15 protein-coding genes are annotated in these 18,145 nt (G+C 34.7%); 10 read left to right on the top strand and 5 right to left on the bottom strand.

The genetic code is table 11. The annotated features are described in order from the left end of the window. The first annotated feature begins 8 nt into the window (after positions 1-8). The 8 genes from DK858_RS08385 to DK858_RS08350 all read left to right on the top strand — a co-directional run bounded on the left by DK858_RS08385 (position 9) and on the right by DK858_RS08350 (position 8,471). The gene (locus tag DK858_RS08385; RefSeq protein ID WP_109397022.1) at positions 9-2,630 is read left to right on the top strand and encodes an outer membrane usher protein; all 2,622 of its coding nucleotides are present in this window, start codon (positions 9-11) and stop codon (positions 2,628-2,630) included. A gap of 44 nt (positions 2,631-2,674) precedes the next feature. Then, on the top strand, positions 2,675-3,433 hold the full coding sequence (locus DK858_RS08380; RefSeq protein ID WP_109397021.1) for a fimbria/pilus periplasmic chaperone: 759 nt from the start codon (positions 2,675-2,677) through the stop codon (positions 3,431-3,433). Between the two features lie 11 nt (positions 3,434-3,444). Continuing rightward, positions 3,445-4,002, top strand: a complete 558-nt coding sequence (locus DK858_RS08375) for a fimbrial protein (RefSeq protein WP_109397020.1) — start codon at positions 3,445-3,447, stop codon at positions 4,000-4,002. A 42-nt stretch (positions 4,003-4,044) separates the two neighbouring features. Then, on the top strand, positions 4,045-4,509 hold the full coding sequence (locus DK858_RS08370) for a fimbrial protein (RefSeq protein ID WP_369961648.1): 465 nt from the start codon (positions 4,045-4,047) through the stop codon (positions 4,507-4,509). A gap of 10 nt (positions 4,510-4,519) precedes the next feature. Next, on the top strand, positions 4,520-5,071 hold the full coding sequence (locus DK858_RS08365; protein ID WP_109397018.1) for a fimbrial protein: 552 nt from the start codon (positions 4,520-4,522) through the stop codon (positions 5,069-5,071). Between the two features lie 20 nt (positions 5,072-5,091). Further along, the gene (locus tag DK858_RS08360; protein WP_109397017.1) at positions 5,092-5,943 is read left to right on the top strand and encodes an MrpH family fimbial adhesin; all 852 of its coding nucleotides are present in this window, start codon (positions 5,092-5,094) and stop codon (positions 5,941-5,943) included. A gap of 21 nt (positions 5,944-5,964) precedes the next feature. Beyond that, positions 5,965-6,282, top strand: a complete 318-nt coding sequence (locus DK858_RS08355) for a helix-turn-helix domain-containing protein (RefSeq protein WP_109397016.1) — start codon at positions 5,965-5,967, stop codon at positions 6,280-6,282. A gap of 614 nt (positions 6,283-6,896) precedes the next feature. Then, positions 6,897-8,471, top strand: a complete 1,575-nt coding sequence (locus DK858_RS08350; RefSeq protein ID WP_109397015.1) for an AbgT family transporter — start codon at positions 6,897-6,899, stop codon at positions 8,469-8,471. A gap of 58 nt (positions 8,472-8,529) precedes the next feature. On the opposite strand, the gene DK858_RS08345 is transcribed toward DK858_RS08350, so the two are convergent. After that, positions 8,530-8,922, bottom strand: coding sequence for a DnaJ family domain-containing protein (locus tag DK858_RS08345; RefSeq protein WP_109397014.1), 393 nt, complete (start codon positions 8,920-8,922; stop codon positions 8,530-8,532). Positions 8,923-9,051: 129 nt separating this feature from the next. Between DK858_RS08345 and DK858_RS08340 the strand changes: the two genes are divergently transcribed. After that, entirely contained in the window at positions 9,052-9,390 is a 339-nt protein-coding gene (locus DK858_RS08340; protein WP_109397013.1) for a carboxymuconolactone decarboxylase family protein, read from the top strand. A 382-nt stretch (positions 9,391-9,772) separates the two neighbouring features. Next, entirely contained in the window at positions 9,773-11,419 is a 1,647-nt protein-coding gene (gene arnT / locus DK858_RS08335; RefSeq protein ID WP_109397012.1) for a lipid IV(A) 4-amino-4-deoxy-L-arabinosyltransferase, read from the top strand. 489 nt (positions 11,420-11,908) lie between these two features. On the opposite strand, the gene DK858_RS08330 is transcribed toward arnT, so the two are convergent. From DK858_RS08330 to DK858_RS08315, 4 genes are all read right to left on the bottom strand, one after another. Beyond that, complete coding sequence (locus DK858_RS08330) at positions 11,909-13,258, bottom strand: TolC family outer membrane protein (RefSeq protein WP_228407247.1); 1,350 nt, start codon at positions 13,256-13,258, stop codon at positions 11,909-11,911. Positions 13,259-13,260: 2 nt separating this feature from the next. Beyond that, complete coding sequence (locus DK858_RS08325; RefSeq protein ID WP_109397010.1) at positions 13,261-14,586, bottom strand: HlyD family type I secretion periplasmic adaptor subunit; 1,326 nt, start codon at positions 14,584-14,586, stop codon at positions 13,261-13,263. A gap of 16 nt (positions 14,587-14,602) precedes the next feature. After that, positions 14,603-16,336: a type I secretion system permease/ATPase gene (locus tag DK858_RS08320; protein WP_109397009.1), complete on the bottom strand. Its 1,734-nt coding sequence runs from the start codon at positions 16,334-16,336 to the stop codon at positions 14,603-14,605. 167 nt (positions 16,337-16,503) lie between these two features. After that, complete coding sequence (locus DK858_RS08315; protein WP_109397008.1) at positions 16,504-17,958, bottom strand: serralysin family metalloprotease; 1,455 nt, start codon at positions 17,956-17,958, stop codon at positions 16,504-16,506. Positions 17,959-18,145: the final 187 nt, after the last annotated feature.

Genomic DNA, 18,145 nt, shown 5'->3' with positions numbered 1-18,145 from the left:
GATTATTTATGGCTAAATCATTCAAAACTGCTTCAATAAAAGCAGAAAAAAAGAGTAATCAGCATACAATTCGACCTGTTGCAGCACTGATCTATTTAATTATTGCTGGTATGGCCAGCGCCTCTAGCATGGCATTTGCAGCCGGTGATATTGAGTTTAACTCTGATATTCTTGATCTAAAAGATAAGCAAAATATCGACTTATCTGATTTCTCTCGTGCTGGTTATATTATGCCCGGTAAGTATGAATTTATTGTTAAAGTTAACAATAATGAATTACCGGATCTCTATACCATTAATTATATTGTTCCCGAAAATGATCCTAAAGCGAGTATTCCTTGTATTCCTCGCGAATTAGTGAATCAATTTACGTTAAAACCCGAGTGGCTCAAAGCGGTAACTTGGAAAGATGGCGGTGCCTGTCTTGATGAGTCATCGATACCTGGTATGACAACAAGTACTAACTTAGGTGCAGGTAGTTTTATTGTGACTATTCCTCAAGCCTATGTTGAGTATGCTACTGAAGATTGGGATCCACCTTCTCGTTGGGATGAAGGTATTTCAGGACTTATTTTTGACTATAACCTGAATGCAAATGTAACCGATCCCAATAATGGCAAACAAAGACAACAAGTTACGGGTAGCGGTACTGCGGGTGCTAATTTAGGGGTTTGGCGTTTTCGTGCTGATTGGCAAGCAAACTATCAACACACAACAGGTGTGAGTGGTAGTACTGAGAATAATTGGGATTGGAGTCAATATTATCTTTATAGAGCAATAACCCAGTGGGGGGCTCGCCTTGTTATGGGTGAGACTTATTCGCGCTCTGATATTTTTGATAACTTCCGTTTCACTGGTATCAGTTTATTAACAGATGATCAGATGTTGCCTCCTAATTTAAGAGGTTATGCACCTGAAGTAACTGGTGTTGCAAAAACGAATGCGAAAGTGACAATTAGTCAGCAAGGTCGTGTGATCTACGAAACACAGGTCGCACCGGGTCCATTCCGTATTCAAAATCTTAATGATGCCGTCAGTGGTAAGTTGGATGTTCGCGTTGAAGAGCAGGATGGCTCAGTACAAGAATATCAAATGGATACAGCAAGTATCCCTTACCTAACACGTCCGGGTCGAGTGCAATATAAATTATCAGCAGGTAAACCTTCTGATATGGATCACAAGACAGAAGGGCCCGTTTTTGCAATGGGTGAGTTTTCATGGGGGGTTAGCAATGGTTGGTCACTCTATGGCGGCTCATTAGTTGCGGGAGATTATAACTCTGTTTCTTTAGGTATTGGTCGTGATTTGATGGCATTAGGAGCCATTTCATTTGATGCGACGCACTCTTGGGCAAAAATTCCAAATGATGATAAACGCTATCATGGTGGCTCTTATCGAGTGAGTTACTCTAAACGTTTTGAGGCTATTAATGGTCAGGTAACTTTCGCTGGTTATCGTTTCTCTGAACGTGATTTTATGAGTATGGATCAATATTTAGATCGTCGTTATCGTGATAACAATCGCGATAATAATAAAGAACTTTATACGATTACATTAAGTAAGCAATTCCCAGACTGGGGAATGAGCGCTTATCTTAATTATAATCACCAAACCTATTGGAATAAACCCAATAACGATTATTACAACTTATCTTTATCTAAATTTATGGATATTGGTAGTTTTAAAAATATCAATTTTAATTTATCTGCTTATCGAAACAAATTTAATGGCACGAATGATGATGGTGTTTATCTGAATGTTAGTATGCCATGGAGTGATAAAGCGACAATTAGTTATAACACGGTCATTAATAAGCATGGTAACTCACATAATGTAAGTTATTTTGACCGCCTTGATGATAATAATAACTATCGCTTAGGTGCAGGGTTAAGTAGCCGTGGTCGTCCATCTGCCGATGCTTATTATACGCGTTATGGGGATACAGCACTGGTAACAGCAAGTGCGAGTCATACTCAAGGTGAAAATACCTCAGCGTCACTTTCTTTACAAGGTGGAGCAACGTTAACAGCAAAAGGTGGAGCATTCCATCGTACCGCAATGCCAGGTGCCGCGCGTTTATTAGTTGATACTAATGGTGTGGCTGATGTGCCGGTTAGAAGTTTAGGGGCTGTGAGCCATACTAACTATTTTGGTAAAGCAGTACTGCCAGATATCAATAATTACTATCGTAGTAGTGCGACAATTGATTTAGATAAATTACCTGATGATGTTGATGCCGTGCGTTCAATTCAACAATTAACCCTAACAGAAGGGGCAATAGGCTACCGTGAGTTTGACGTTATTTCAGGGCAAAAAGCGATGGCGATTATTCGCTTGAAAGACGGTAGTTACCCACCATTTGGCGCTAGCATTACTACAGCAAAAGGACGAGAGCTGGGTATTGTGAATGATAGCGGTAATGTTTATTTAAGTGGAATAAATTCGGGTGATATTTTAGATGTACGTTGGAGTGGTAAAAAACAATGTGAAGTACAAATACCTCAATTAGATGAAGGTTTCTTTATCTCTTCTCTATTATTAACGTGTGGGGACACTCCATCAATCTCTTATTCTGCACAAGAGAGAACTGAATCACCATCTCAACCACAGTTAATTAAAACTGAAGGTTGAGAAGGGAAAATTAAACGATTTTATAAACAAAAGAGTAATTAAAGATGATGTTATTAAAGCGCTCATTCATTGTAGCAACCACATTATTGACGGGCATGGTATTTACTCAACAAGCTATTGCTGCGATTGCATTGGATAGAACTCGTGTCATTTTTAATGGAGCTGATAAATCAGTTAGCCTTAATGTCAGTAATCAAAATAAAGATCTGCCTTATTTAGCTCAAGGTTGGATGGAAGATGTAAATGGACAAAAAGTGGAAAGTCCATTAATCGTGCTGCCACCGATTCAACGTATTGAACCAGGTGATAAAAGCCAAATAAAAATACAGGCATTGCCTGATGTATCTAAATTGCCTCAAGACAGGGAAAGTGTGTTCTATTTTAACTTGCGTGAGATTCCACCACGTAGTGATAAGCCAAATGTACTGCAAATTGCATTACAAACACGAATTAAATTGTTTTATCGCCCTACTGCGATTTATGCGACACAAACGGATTTAACAAATCCATGGCAGGAAAAAATTACCCTAACGAAAAAAGGGGATACCTATCAGGTTAATAATCCAACCCCTTACTTTGTAACAATCGTTGATGGGTTAACTGGGTTAAAAGGTGAAAGTATTACCGGGTTTACGCCTTTAATGGTTGATCCAAAAAGTAGTGCGGACCTTAATTTGAAAGCCTCTACACTTGGTGCCTCACCGGTATTAAGTTATATCAACGATTATGGTGGACGCCCTCGTTTGAAATTTAGTTGTAGTGGTAATGAGTGCAAGGTTGTAGAAACAGCAATCGGAAATTAATAGGTTTATTTATGGATATGGAACAGCGGTTTAACACAAGCAAAGCAGTGTTGATTTTATTAATGACAACATTTACTGGTGTCCTGAGTTCGACTGCTGTTGCAAATACATCATCAAGTATGTTCGCACCTAAAGCGGCTAGCGTTTCACCAGGCATGGTTCCTGTAAATATTACAGGTTATGTTATCGCTCCTCCGCCTTGTGTTATTAATAATGGGCAAATGGTTGAGGTTAATTTTGGTGAGATAATGAGTACCAGAATTGATGGTAGCAACTATAAACAGCCTGTTGTCTATAAAGTTGAATGTACAAAAATGCCAACTAATATGATGAAAATCTCGGTAGGTGGCAATAGTACAGGTTTTGATAGCAATGCGTTAAGAACTAATATCACAGGATTAGGGGTTCGTATTCTTTATCAAAATAAAACATTACGTTTAGGGCAGACGATAAACTTTACTTATCCTAATGCTCCTACTCTTGAAGCAATTCCTGTTCGTGATTATTCAGCAAAATTAACGGGCGGTGATTTTAGTGCTACTGCAACGCTTCGTGTGGAATACCAGTAAGGAGTCTGAATGATGTATAGCAAATTGAAAAATGTTTGTTTGATGACTCTACTTGTAATAGCCCCATTATCAGTGAGCGCAGCAGATGAACCTAATATGAAATTATTTGGCACATTATTAATTCCGCCTCCTTGTGTGATTGAAGATAATAACTTAATTGAAGTTTATTTTGGTCACAATGTTGGTATTCATAGAATTGACGGGATTAATTACACCCAACCAGTTAACTATAGATTAAAGTGCGATCCCAATATTAAAGGCTGGGATTTGGGGCTTTCTATTATTGGTCCCAAAAGTCAGTTTGATGATGCAGGATTACAAACCAATATTACAGATTTAGCCATTCATATGACACGAAATGGTGAGCCTTTTATTTTAAATGAGCGTTTTGTTATCTCACCGGATAAGCCACCTATTATTCAAGCTGTTCCGGTAAAAAAACCGGGAAGTACCTTAGTAGAAGGTCCATTTGAAGTAACAGCAACGTTGCTCGCAGAATATCAATAGGAGTGTGAAAATGAAGCTTAAAACATTGTCGCTTCCTGTTATTTGCGGGCTTACGCTTTTAATAGGAATATTTACAACAGCCAATGCAGCACCGAATAATATGCGACTTTATGGCACATTGGTTGATGAACCTTGTGTGATTAAGCCGGGTGATGAAACCATTTCACTTGAATTCGGTAATGTGCCTGATAAAACATTCTATATTGGTGCAGGAAGAACAAATAGCCAAAACTTTCAAATTCATTTATCAGAATGTGATCTTTCGATTAATAAAAAAGTGAGAGTGACATTTAGTGGTACTGAAAATCAGGCAATGGTTGGGCAGGGGTTTCTTGCTTTAAGTGCGGGAAGCCAAGCTGAAGGTATTGCTATCGGATTGGAAAACTCAGATGGTACACCGCTACGGATTAATCAAGAAACCAGCAATATCGCCTTAAATTCAGGGGATTCGATTTTAAGGTTTCGAGCCTTTATACAAGCAGAGCCTAATGCTATTGCCAATGAATCAATAAAACGAGGCCGTTTTAGTGCAATAGCCACATTCCACCTGAATTATGATTAATCCTTAAGATTGAGGTTAATATGTTTACCCCAAAACGATTATCAGCATTATTTGTATTTAGTATGATGATGTTATTTTCAACATCATCAATGGCGGCAATTTTCTCTTATATAACTGAATCTAAGCTTGTTGGTGCAAAAGGTGCTGACTACACCTTTATTATTCAACGTTGGGATCCAGAACCTCCCTCTACATTAAATCCATGTTATGGAACGAAAAGATGTTATATCACGATTAACCACCGACACGAAGCTGATGGTTCAGGCGGTACAGCAACAAAAGTGATATTAAATAATGCACAAAATTATCGCACTATGGAACAATTACGCGAAGCCGTTTTGGCTAAATTAGCGTTACCTTATGGCCCTAGAAAAGCCGTACACAGAGGGGTTGATCCCTCTCTTCTTCAGGAATGTGTGGGATTATTTTATCAAGAAGAGTCAAGTGGTATTGCTAAGAGTGGCCGTCTATTGCCCGGATCCTCTTGTGGTATAGCGCCTCCTCCAGTGGGTGCTTGTCAAATCATTGATGGTTCAGTGAATTTAGACTATGGCGAAATTAATGAAAACGAATTAAATAATGCACGTCGTTCAAAAAATATCAATATCACATGCAATAAAGATATGAGTGTAAAAGTGATTGCAACAGGTATGGTCAGTGATCGTATACCTTTACGCTCAGATAATAGCTTATATGCAAATTTATATTTAGGAACCCTTAATGGGGAATATCCAGGGGAAGACGGCGCAATTATTTTTGTTCCCAAAGGTAGAGCGACATCGGTATCAGTCAGTTCTGTATTACATACAAATGGTCGTGTTGATGCAGGATTTTTCTCAGGCTCTGGTGCGCTTATTTTAACATTACCATAGTCGGTTATATAAGGTTAAAGCATGATGGATTATGATCTTATAAACATCAATGTGAATGAGCTAGTTGGTAAAAGAATACAGAAAAAACGTAAAGAGCTTGGCTATACCGGCGTTCACATTGCCGATAAATTAGGAATTAGCCAACAACAGTTTTCACGTTATGAGCGTGGGTTAAATAAAATAGATTTGAGTTACCTTGTGATATTGGCCATCTATTTAAAAACGCCCATTTACTGGTTTTTTGAAGATTGTTTTCATATTGAAGAAGAGATTGAAGATAGACACGCAAGTAAGTGTATATACTTTACGGCGGAATCTACGCCAGATATTATCTTCTAATCAACAAAGATTTTCTCATTGAGTGGTAGATAAAGAGGGTAAGGTTATTCTTACCCTCTTTTTTATCTTTAAAATATCTACGACATAGTTTTTTTTATATCTATTTTACGATTTCTAATTTTCTTTTTTAGACCAGCAATTCTTTATTCTATGTATAATAATACGTTCAATATCTACTGCAAAATCACTTGCAAATGTTACAAATAATCTAAAGTTTTAACCTAATTTGACCATTTATTCGTCATTGTTTTTTCTTTTATAGTAATTACAACCGTTACTATCAGGTTTACCTGAGTATTTAATCATTTCTGATTATTAATTTAAGGTATTTTTATCTATCGCGGGTTAATAAATAATCACAAATATGTTAAAAAATGTTACCTTATGCACATTTTTTAATTTTAGATATTATAAATTAATTTTAATGTAAGTGATCTGTAATTGTATTAATTTCTTTTATTTTATTGTTTATTAACATAAAAAATATTTAATTTGATAATTTTACACTGATATTTATCTAAAATAATGTGATTATAAATAGGATTAACAGATAGTCATAATAAAAAGGGTTGTGTACTGTGCATTTTCTGTTTTTTTTATAAAAAGGATAAATGATGCAAACAAAAAAACAGGGAGGCAGTCGCTTTCTACGCACAGTGGAATGGCTTGGAAATGCGCTACCCCATCCCGTTATTTTATTTATTATTTTAATTGCTATTTTACTTGTCTCTTCTGCAGTTGGTGAATACTTCGGTGTTACGGTACAAGATCCCCGACCAGAAGGTGCCAAAGGACGCGCAGAAGATGGCTATATTCACATTATTAGTCTGCTAGATGCAGATGGTATTCGTCGTATATTGGCAAATATTGTCACAAACTTTACAGGGTTTGCACCATTAGGTACGGTGCTGGTGGCGTTATTAGGTGTCGGTATTGCTGAACGTGCAGGTTTATTATCTGCGGTTATGCGTTTAGTGGTAATGAAAGCGCCACGTAAAATGACCACTATGGCAATTGTTTTTGCCGGTATTATGTCTAATACTGCGGCTGAATTAGGTTATGTTGTACTAATACCGTTATCAGCAATTATCTTCCATTCGTTAGGACGGCATCCTCTTGCTGGTTTAGCGGCTGCATTTGCAGGGGTTTCTGGTGGTTATTCTGCTAACTTACTTTTAGGGACGATAGATCCATTATTATCAGGTATTACGCAGCAAGCAGCGCGCATTATAGATCCAACTTATATCGTTGGTGCTGAAGCAAACTGGTACTTTATGTTTGTCAGTACATTCCTTATTACTTTCTTAGGTTACTTCATTACAGAAAAAATCGTTGAGCCTCAACTAGGGCCTTATAACGGTAATGAACTTGATGATGAAGAAAATGATTTAAGGAATGCTGCTGAAGTTACACCACTAGAAAAAAGAGCATTATGGGCGGCAACAGGAACCTTTATTATTATGGGGGCGATTTTAGCGCTAACGGTTGTTCCTGAAAACGGCATATTGAGAAACCAAGAGACAGGGCTAATTGGTAATTCTCCTTTCTTAAAATCTATTGTTGTCTTTATTTTCTTATTCTTTGCAATTCCGGGTATTGTTTATGGATGGATTGCTAAGACAATGCGTACAGATAAAGATATCGTTGATGCTATGGCGAATTCGATGAGTACGCTTGGGCTCTATTTAGTGATTATTTTCTTTGCGGCTCAGTTTGTTGCGTTCTTTGGTTGGACAAATATCGGTCAGGTTATTGCTGTTAAGGGTGCAGCACTACTTAATAGCATTGATATGCCAAGTGGATTACTGTTCTTAGGGTTTATTTTAATCTGTGCATTTATTAACTTAATGATTGGTTCAGCATCAGCACAATGGGCGGTAACCGCACCTATCTTTGTACCAATGTTAATGCTTGCAGGTTATGCACCAGAGACAATCCAAGCAGCCTATCGAATAGGAGATTCTGTCACTAATATCATTACACCAATGATGAGTTATTTTGGTTTGATATTAGCCGTTGCAACAAAATATAAGAAAGACACAGGCATTGGCACGATGATCTCTATGATGTTGCCATATTCCATTATTTTCTTAATTGGTTGGTCATTATTATTCTACTTATGGGTATTTGTATTTAACTTACCTGTAGGGCCAGGTTCACCAACGTACTATTCTCCAACAGCAGGTTAATTTTCTGCGATGAAAAAAGCTTATACAAGGATGTATAAGCTTTTTCTATTTTGAAATTTCATTCTTTTTGATCGGTTTCTTTTTTATGATTTGCCAATTTTTCTGTTAGTTGTGTAGCATAGTCTGCATGTAAAAATTGAGTATTTAAGCCTGCCTGTTGCAATTTCAACTCAAGTAATGCCAAACGTTTTTGCAGTGATTCGTGTTCTGTTCCTGTTCCATTTAGTGTGCTTAGGATCTCAGCTAGAGATAAGGCTTCTTTTCTATCTTGCATTTCAGGGGGTAAAAAACCTGCATTTTTTAATAAATGATAGCTTGCTCTCAATGACTCTGGAACATGGCTATTATCATCAATGATCAACGGTTTTCCTTCGCCTTTAAGTGACGAAAGTTCTCCTTTTTGTAATGCTTTTTCGATATGGCGTTCAGCCCACTCATCTAAAATAGACACTTTAAACCTCTTTTTCGGTAACTATCATAATAGAAAAGATCACCTTAGATTAAATTGACTTGCTTAGATTATATAATTTGATATTATGTTTTTATATTATATAAATAAATATATTGTAAGGGATCAAAAATGAGCAAGTACAAAGAAATAGTAACAGACATTGCCAGCAACATGGGGACATTGTCTCAAAATATTCCAGACGTAATGAAAGCTTTTATGAGCACGACAAAAGCGGGTGGTAAAGAAGGTGCTTTAGATGCAAAAACGAAGGAATTGATCGCTATTGCGATTGCTGTTGCAAATCGTTGTGATGGTTGTATTGGTTTTCATACAAAAACACTTGTAGAGCTCGGTACAACAGAACAAGAACTCGCTGAAGCATTAGGTGTTGCTATTTATATGGGCGGAGGCCCTTCAGTTATGTATGCGTCTAACACCATGGGTGCTTTTAAAGAGTTTAGTAAATAAGAACTTTATTATCATATAATTTAATAAAGCAATCAAAAACCAGAATAAATTCCTTCTGGTTTTTTGTTTATCTGTTGTTTATGTTTGGTTTTACCTTCTATTTTTTTATTTTAATACTAATTAGATTAATCGTTTGATAAAAACTCATTGCTACTAATAAAAGATTAATGATGCATAATTTAACTTTCAAACTGAATTACAGTTTATCATATTGATTAATATTGAAGATCCTGCTTTTTGACACTCATTATCTTTGGTTAAAAATAAAGCAATACATTAATTAATTATAATTTAATAAATAATAATTGAATCTTTTATAGGATAGCTATTCTAAGTGAATGGTTTGTATAAAGTGATATTGTTTTATTTTGACGAGGAATATATGCGTGTTGATTTTGTAGAAAGATATAAATGGTTTCTACTTTTTATTTTTATACTTTTAACTTATTTCATTCCTCTCGAAACGCGACTACTCTGGCAACCAGATGAGATCCGCTATGCTGAAATTAGTCGAGAAATGCTTGTATCAGGTGATTGGTCTGTACCTTACATGCTGGATATTCGCTATTTTGAAAAGCCAGTGTTGGGGTATTGGCTTAACAGTATTGCACAATGGTTATTTGGTGGTGGTAATTTTTCTGTTCGTATTGTCGTTGTCACTTCAACTTTATTAACTGGCTTATTTGTTTATCGTGCTGCGATGCTAGTTTGGCATAACCGTAATTTGGCGTTTAATGCACTGGTCGTGTTTTTATCCTCGTTTCTTGTATTAGCTATTGGTACCTATAATATTCTTGATCCTATTGTGACAATGTTTGTCACTATTGCGATGTATTATTTTTTAAGTGGATTATCTGCACAGAATAGAAAATCAAAAATCAGCGCTTATCTTTTAGTTGGTGTTTTCTGTGGATTAGGTTTTTTAACTAAAGGTTTTATTGCTGTTGTATTACCGGCATTAGTTTTTGTTGTAACTGCAATTAGCTTATCTCGTTTTAAAGAAGTCCTTTGTTATGCACCAATAGCGCTTATTTCTATGCTTATTATTGCTGGCCCATGGGTTATTTCAGTTGCGCTTCAAGCTCCTGATTATTGGCACTATTTCTTTTGGGTTGAGCATGTTCAACGCTTTGTTGAAAAAGGAACAGCAAGATCACAACCTATGTGGTTTTATTTACCTATTATTATTTTGGGTATTTTGCCTTGGTTAGGATTCTTATTTGGGGCTATTAAATCAGCTATTTTATTGAAAAAAGGAACTCTTTATTTTTCGTTTTGGTTATTTCTATTTTTTGCTTTTTTTTCTGCCTCTAGCGGTAAGTTATTAACCTATATGTTACCTTGCTTTGTGCCACTTTCTATCTTGATTGCACATTACATAGAAGAACTAAGAAATAAACAAAATGAGAAAATTCATAATATTAATGCGATCATAAATACACTTTTTGGGCTTGTAGGTGTCTCTATTATTGTTTATTCACTTTTCTCTACACGATTTACGTTATATGAAACCAATGAGCAATATAAAATATTGCTGGGTATTGCTGGCTTTTTATGCTGGAGTGTGATGGGAATTGCTTCATTCTTTAAACCTACACGGTTACTGACTTTATTTTGCTCGATAGGATTAAGTCTAGTAATTGGATATGCTATTCCTCATAAAGTAGAAAGCAAAAGCACTCCTGAAAAGGTAATTAATCACTATTATAGTGAGCTAGCAAATAAGCCTTATCTTTTAACAGATGAAGTTGGGATTGGTACGTCTTTAGCATGGGGTTTAAAACGCACTGATATTCGTTTAACAGAGACGAAAGGAGAGTTGGCTTATGGTCTAGCATACCCTGATGTACAAAATAAATATTATGATCTTAAGCAACTAGTTAATTTAATTGAAGAGAATAACTATCAAGGAATTGCGATTATTTTAGTTCGTCCAGAGCGAAAAGAGATATTATCTATTATAAGCCAGTTAAAGGTAAAACCTATTGTAGAAAAGCAGGGTGATTTAACATTTGTTTTCTTTAATTAACTGATTTTAAAATTATTTATTTTTTACAAGGCGGTTATAAAAGAGCAAATAAATTTAACTTTTAAAATGACATAGATTTGATTTTTTGTGTTGTTTTTATGTGATCAAAGTCCAAAAATGGATTTTGTTGAAAAATATATTTTGCTCTTTTGGGTTTTAATGGTAGGTTTAAAATGTGTCCATTAAATCGGAGTTAGCTAAGCATTATATGACAAGTCACTTTACTTTATCAGAACCCCCGCCCAAACAAAATGTACTTATGAATGGGGGTAATTTATGCTGATTTTCCTAGCTGAGTGTTTTATCGGTCTAGCATCAATTGCTCTTACTCACCGTGTATTAACGTTGTACGGTAATAAAAAGAAGTGATGATACCCGCTAGCTAAAATAAGTAATTAACGATTGCTTATAATTAAAAGTCCTATATCTACACACGATCTAGGACTTTTATAATTATCTTCATATATGTTATCAAAGAAATTATCAACTCTATTGAAAATAGCCTTCAATTAATTTTATTTTTTCAATATCTAATGTATTAGTATATTGATGTAATAATGCCCAAGCCTGAATGTAATCATATTTAGCTTTAATTAAATCTTGTTGAGAACGATATAATAATTCTTCAGCATTAAGAACATCAACCATTGTTCTCTGCCCGCCAATATAACTTTTTTGAGTTGCATCTAATTGCAATTTTGCAGAGGAAACAGATTGCTCATAGGCATTCAATTTAATGTTACTAGTTGTACATATTTGGTATTGATGACGTAATTCTTGCGTGATTTGTTGGATAATGGCATCTCTTTCAAAAGCACTCATTTGATACAAGGCAGTAGATTGACGCATTGAAGCTGTTGTTTTTCCACCATTAAATAAAGGCAAGCTGACATAAAATCCAACGTTTGCTGATTGATATTTTTGATTTACGGTATTATTGCTATCAGAATCACTATTAGAATAAGAAGCATAGAGTTGCACTGTTGGGAAAAATTCACCTCTATTTTTTTCTACTTCTTGTTTTGCTATTGCCATTTCATAACGGGCTGTTTGAATATCGAGGTTGTTTTGCATAACCTCATTTTCCCATGATTCGTAATTATTGGGTGTGATAGGTTGTAATATAAAACTATTATTACTTAATTTCGCTATATGTTCTGCGTAAGGCAATGGCGTGCCAATCATTGAACTTAGTTTATTTTTAGCATTATCTAACTCAAGCTGGATATCCGTATATTGAGATTGAGTTAAATATAATCGTGTTTGGATCTCTGAAATATCAGTTATTGTCCCTTCACCTAATTCGAATAAACGCTGACTTGATGTTAGTTGCTTTTTATAAATTTCTTGCTGTGAAAGATTTAATAATAATTTATCCTGCGCATAAGCCAATTCTATATAATTATCCACTAATCTGATCACAAGCTCAGAAAATTTCACTTGATAACGGCTGTCTGATAATAATGTTTTGATTATTGATGATTTATAATCACTAAATGCGGTGTAATCAAAAAGCGGTTGGCTAATAATTGCACTGACAGAATGGCTTTGATAGTTTTGATATTCTGTTCTTTCTATTTCTCCTTGATTCGTATTAATAGGATAAACTTTTCGTTGCCAATTTCGAGGGTTATTTTGATAGTTTACATGTATACTTGGAAGTAATTGTGATAACCCAATATTCTCATACTCTTTACCCGCAATCTGCTCTTTAATCGCAGCATTAAATGTAGGGTCATTTTTTATTGCTAAGAAATAGAGATCGGAAAGTGTGATCGCAAAAGCGTGAAAACTTAGCATCCATATAAATAAAATGATAGAGAGTTTTTTTATTCGCATTATTATTCTTCCGTCAATGAAGTGTGGATCCTATCTAAAACAGGCTTGAAGAGATAATTTAGTAATGAACGATCACCTGTATTAATAAATACATCAACCGGCATTCCTGCCTTTAATTTATTTTTATCATCTGTAAGAAGATTATTATCTTTAACATTAATAAACACTTGGTAATAAGGTTCTGTTGTTCTTTCATCAATCAGTCTATCCGCTGAGATTAATGTTACCTCTCCAGGAATTTTAGGTGTTGTATTTTGATTGAATGCACTAAACATTAAATCAACAGGAAGACCAAGAGTAACTTTATCAATAAGGTGAGGAGCTAAGCGTGCCTCAATAATTAATTGATGATCTTGAGGAACGACTTCCATTAATGTTTGACCTGTTCTTACAACACCACCTTGAGTAAAAACAGATAAATCCATTACTATTCCCGAAATGGGTGCAGTAATTTGCATCTTTTTTAGTTTATCTATTTCAATGATAAGTTGTTTTTCTGTTTCACTTATTTGTAACTGAACTTGGTTAAGTTCAGTACGTGCTGATTGGTAAAAATTAGCATTACGCTGCAATATTTTTTGCTGGTATTCCAATTTTTGTTTTTCTAATGTACTTATTTGCCCATATGTATCATTAAGATGGTTATTATTTTCAGCGAGTTCTCGCTCAATTTCTTGATAACGATGACGAGGAATATAACCCTCATTAGCAAGTGTGTATAAATCTTTGATCTGTTTTTGTAGGCTATTAATTTGATGCTGTTTATTTAGCGTAGATTTTTTTAAATGAACTAAGCGATTAGAAATACCATCAATAATCGCATTGTAGCCATTTATTTCACTATGTAATTCAATATACTTTTCATTAAGTAATTTATTTTGTAGTTGGGATAATTTATTTAAATTTTCTGAATGAGAATAATACGTTTCATTAGGATCTAGGATAAATTCTGTTTTTTCATTTAATTGAGCATATAAGCGTTGTTGAGTAACAAGTAAATTATCATATTGTTCTGATAAGGATTTTACTAAGGCTTTTGATTGAATAGGACTTAATTGAATAAGCGTTTGCCCTTCGACTACGTTATCGCCATTCTTCACTAAAATGTCAGTAATAATACCTTCTACTGAAGCTTGAACACTCTTTTTATTACCCGAAATTGAAACATTACCTTTCGTAGAGACGCCTTTATCTAAAGGTGCAAAGGCTGCCCAAAAAATAAAAATAGCAAGACCTAAAAGAATAACTGACCATCCTATTATTAAGAATTTTCTAGGATCATCTGAAATACCATGAACAATATCGATTTCATTTTTTTTTGTGATCATAATAGTCTTCTCAATATTAAATATTGCTTTGTGTAATAGGCGTTGTTGTTGGTGTACTTTTGATTACTGATGATTTATTTAACTCTGCAATAACTGCTGTTGTTGAACCAAATAATTTGGTGTGACCATCGAACAGTACTAAGAGTTTATTGGTTACTGAGAGTAATTGTTTTTGATGTGTGATTAATATGACGGTTTTTTTATTCTGTTTAAGTATTTGAATTGCTTGTATTAAAGCCTTAATACCTAAGTCATCTAAATTAGAATTGGGTTCATCTAAAACAACTAGAGTAGGATCACCATACAATGCACGAGCTAATGCTATACGTTGTTGTTGTCCTCCTGACAATCCTTCGCCATGAGCGCCAATAACGGTTTCATAGCCATCAGGAAAACGTAAAATCATTTCATGAACATTTGCCATCATCGCTGCTTGAGTGACTTTTTGAGGATCTATTTCAGAAAATCGGGCAATATTTTCGGCAATTGTTCCGGGGAAAAGGGCAATTTCTTGGGGAAGGTATCCAATATATTGGCCAACTTCACTTTTATTCCATTGATATATATCTGCATTATCAAGACGTATGGCACCAGTTTTAACTTCCCATATACCAACAATAAATTTAGCTAAAGAGGATTTACCCGAAGCACTAGGGCCAATAATGCCAAGTACATCGCTGGGACTTAGTGAAAAATGAATATTATTTAATAGTGTGCGTTCTGTTTGAGGGTATTGAGCTTGATTAATATTTACTGTCAATTCACCTTTAGGAGCCGGTAGCGCCATTTTTTTATTTTCTTCAGGATACGTTTTTAATAGTGTGGTTAACCTTTTATAAGCTTCTTTACTACTATCCCAGTTTTTCCATACAGCAATAACTTGTTCAATTGGCGCTAAAGCACGACCTAATAGTATTGATCCTGCGATCATCATTCCTGGGCTAATTGTATTATCTATTGCTAACCATCCACCTAATCCTAGCATTAAAGATTGCAGTGCCATTCGAGTCACTTTCGTTATTGCATTAACACCAGCTGCATTATCACTCGCGTGAGTTTGTGCCTGTAGATATTTAAAGTGAGTAATTTGCCATTGATTACGTAAATAACCCAACATTCCCATTGCTTCAATAGGCTGTGGGTGTTCAAAATGATGACTTTGTATTACTTGTGCTTGATTAGCAAAATCATTGGCGCTTTTTAATGATGATCGAGATAAATATTCATTAAGAATTGCCAAGGAAAATAAAACGAGTGCACCACACAATGCAAATAATCCTAACCATGGATTAAATAATGCAATAACAAGAAGGTAAATAGGGAACCATGGTAAATCAAAAAAAGTAAAAATGGCGTGACTTGTAATAAATTGCCTAATAGTCACTAAGTCATTAAATGCTAAAGAAGAATTAATTCCGGGGGTTTTGTTTAATTTTGCTTGATATGCAGCAGTATAAATTCTTGAGTTTAAAGATAAATCAAGCTTGTTACTCATTCTAATGACAATAATACTTCTTAAGTATTCTAACCCTCCCATAAAAATAAATAATGCTAACATAATAAGTGTTAGCATTAATAAAGTCATTTCATTACCTGAAGGTAATACTCGATCGTAAACTTGTAACATATAAATGGATGGAACTAACATTAAAATATTTATTAAGGCTGTAAATATTCCAATGGAAAGAAATACCTTTTTTCTCTCTTTTATAATATCTGTTATTTCATTATTATTTTTGCTTACTGACATAATGTTATTCCTGATTTTATTTTTATCTGTTTTATTGCTATTTACTGCATTTTTTCTATCAATAAAGAGTGAACACTCTATCTTTTTTTTAATAAGATAATATAAAAATAACTCCTTATAGGTAAAAGAAAGGTAGGAGAAATGTCTTTCTCCTACTCAATTATAAATTAAACAATAATGTCAGTTTCGTAATTAACAAATCCTATAATGTCAATTTTGAAATCATGGCTATATCCATAAGCAGAAGCATTAATAGTGAGTTCGCTTGAGTTTGCTGATTGATCATATTTAATGGTTGCTTCATTCGAGCGATCTGTAAAGTTATCAACAAAATTAAGGAATTTATGGCTAAAGGTATTTTCGATTAATTCTGATAAATCAATCTTATCAATACCCGATTTGAAGTCCATTATCTTGTCAGCAGCATAGGCTAGAGAGTCGGAGATTTCTTTATAAATAAAAGTATTGCTACCATCATCGCCCCATAATATATCTTGACCACTGCCACCATACAGTATGTCGTTACCACGGCCACCATGCAGTTGATCGTCACCACTGCCACCGATGAGAATATTATCAGCATCATTTCCATAGATAATATCATTACCAGAGCCACCGATTGCATTTTCTATTGTAACGCCTTGTGCAATAGAAACGTTTTTCTGTAGTCCGCCAACATCAGAGAAATGACCTTCACGTAAATCAATAACTTGATCTTGATAATATCCTGAGAAGTCAAAAGTATCGTTACCACTACTATCCCAAACTGAGAATATTAATTTATCATTACTGCTTGTTGCCGTGTAATAATTAATACCTGTATTTGAATTAAAACCGTAAACATCATCACCAACTCTTGTTGTTGTATTTGCGCCATAAAGGTATTGCATGGCTGAAATATCATGAAGTAGAGGAGCGCCAGCATAAGCACCTTGGAAATGTGCCCCAGTTTCTTTTTCATCCCAATAGCTCATAACAGTATATTGGCGACTATCTTCAGCGTAATCAGATTTTAAATAACCAGGTACATTTTGCCCTGCGTTATAATCGCCAGGATGCTTTAAGCCAAGTGCATGACCAATTTCATGGATAATAGTTAAACGACCATAATTACCTAATTCAGGTGTTGTATTACCTGCATAATAATTGTCACTAAACCAAGTTTGACCTGAAATATCACGTCCATAATAACTAGGTGTGTTTGGTAGTGTTGCATAAGCTTGGAATTTGCCGTTTGGATCAGTAATATTACCAAAAGTAATATCTGATTTTACATCTGGCGCTACTTCGGTAAATTTGATATTTGCAATATCAGACCATGCATCTAAAGATTGCCTTGCATGATCTTTTTGTTTTGAATTAAATCCATAGGGATCTTTATCACCGAAATCATTAAACTTTTTACCCGCCCAAGTTGGGAATGAATATGTCACCTCAGCCGCTTGTCCAATAACAGACTTTCCATTCCATGTGGAATTTTCACGTGCAATATGTTTTCCTGCATCATCATAATTAAAAGAACGTAGAGTTATAGCTGAGAAATTATAAAAAATATCACTTTTATCTAATAAATCAGAAACATTAGATAGTCCTACTGCTTTTTTTAATAAAGAAGAACCCATAATATCCTCCGGATATCAAGTTTAATTTAAGTTTATTTTCACATTGAAAATAGTTTTATTATCTGGCTAGTGCCAGAAATAATAAAGATAGACATTTATTGATATTAATCTAGAGGGGTAAAATATGATTTTAAATAATTGTGAAGTCAGGGGTGTTTTAAGTCAGAATAATTTAATGATGTAAATA

Origin of the sequence: Proteus faecis, from assembly GCF_003144395.1 — a bacterium.
Classification (GTDB): domain Bacteria; phylum Pseudomonadota; class Gammaproteobacteria; order Enterobacterales; family Enterobacteriaceae; genus Proteus; species Proteus faecis.
This window is presented reverse-complemented; position numbering and strand designations above follow the sequence as displayed.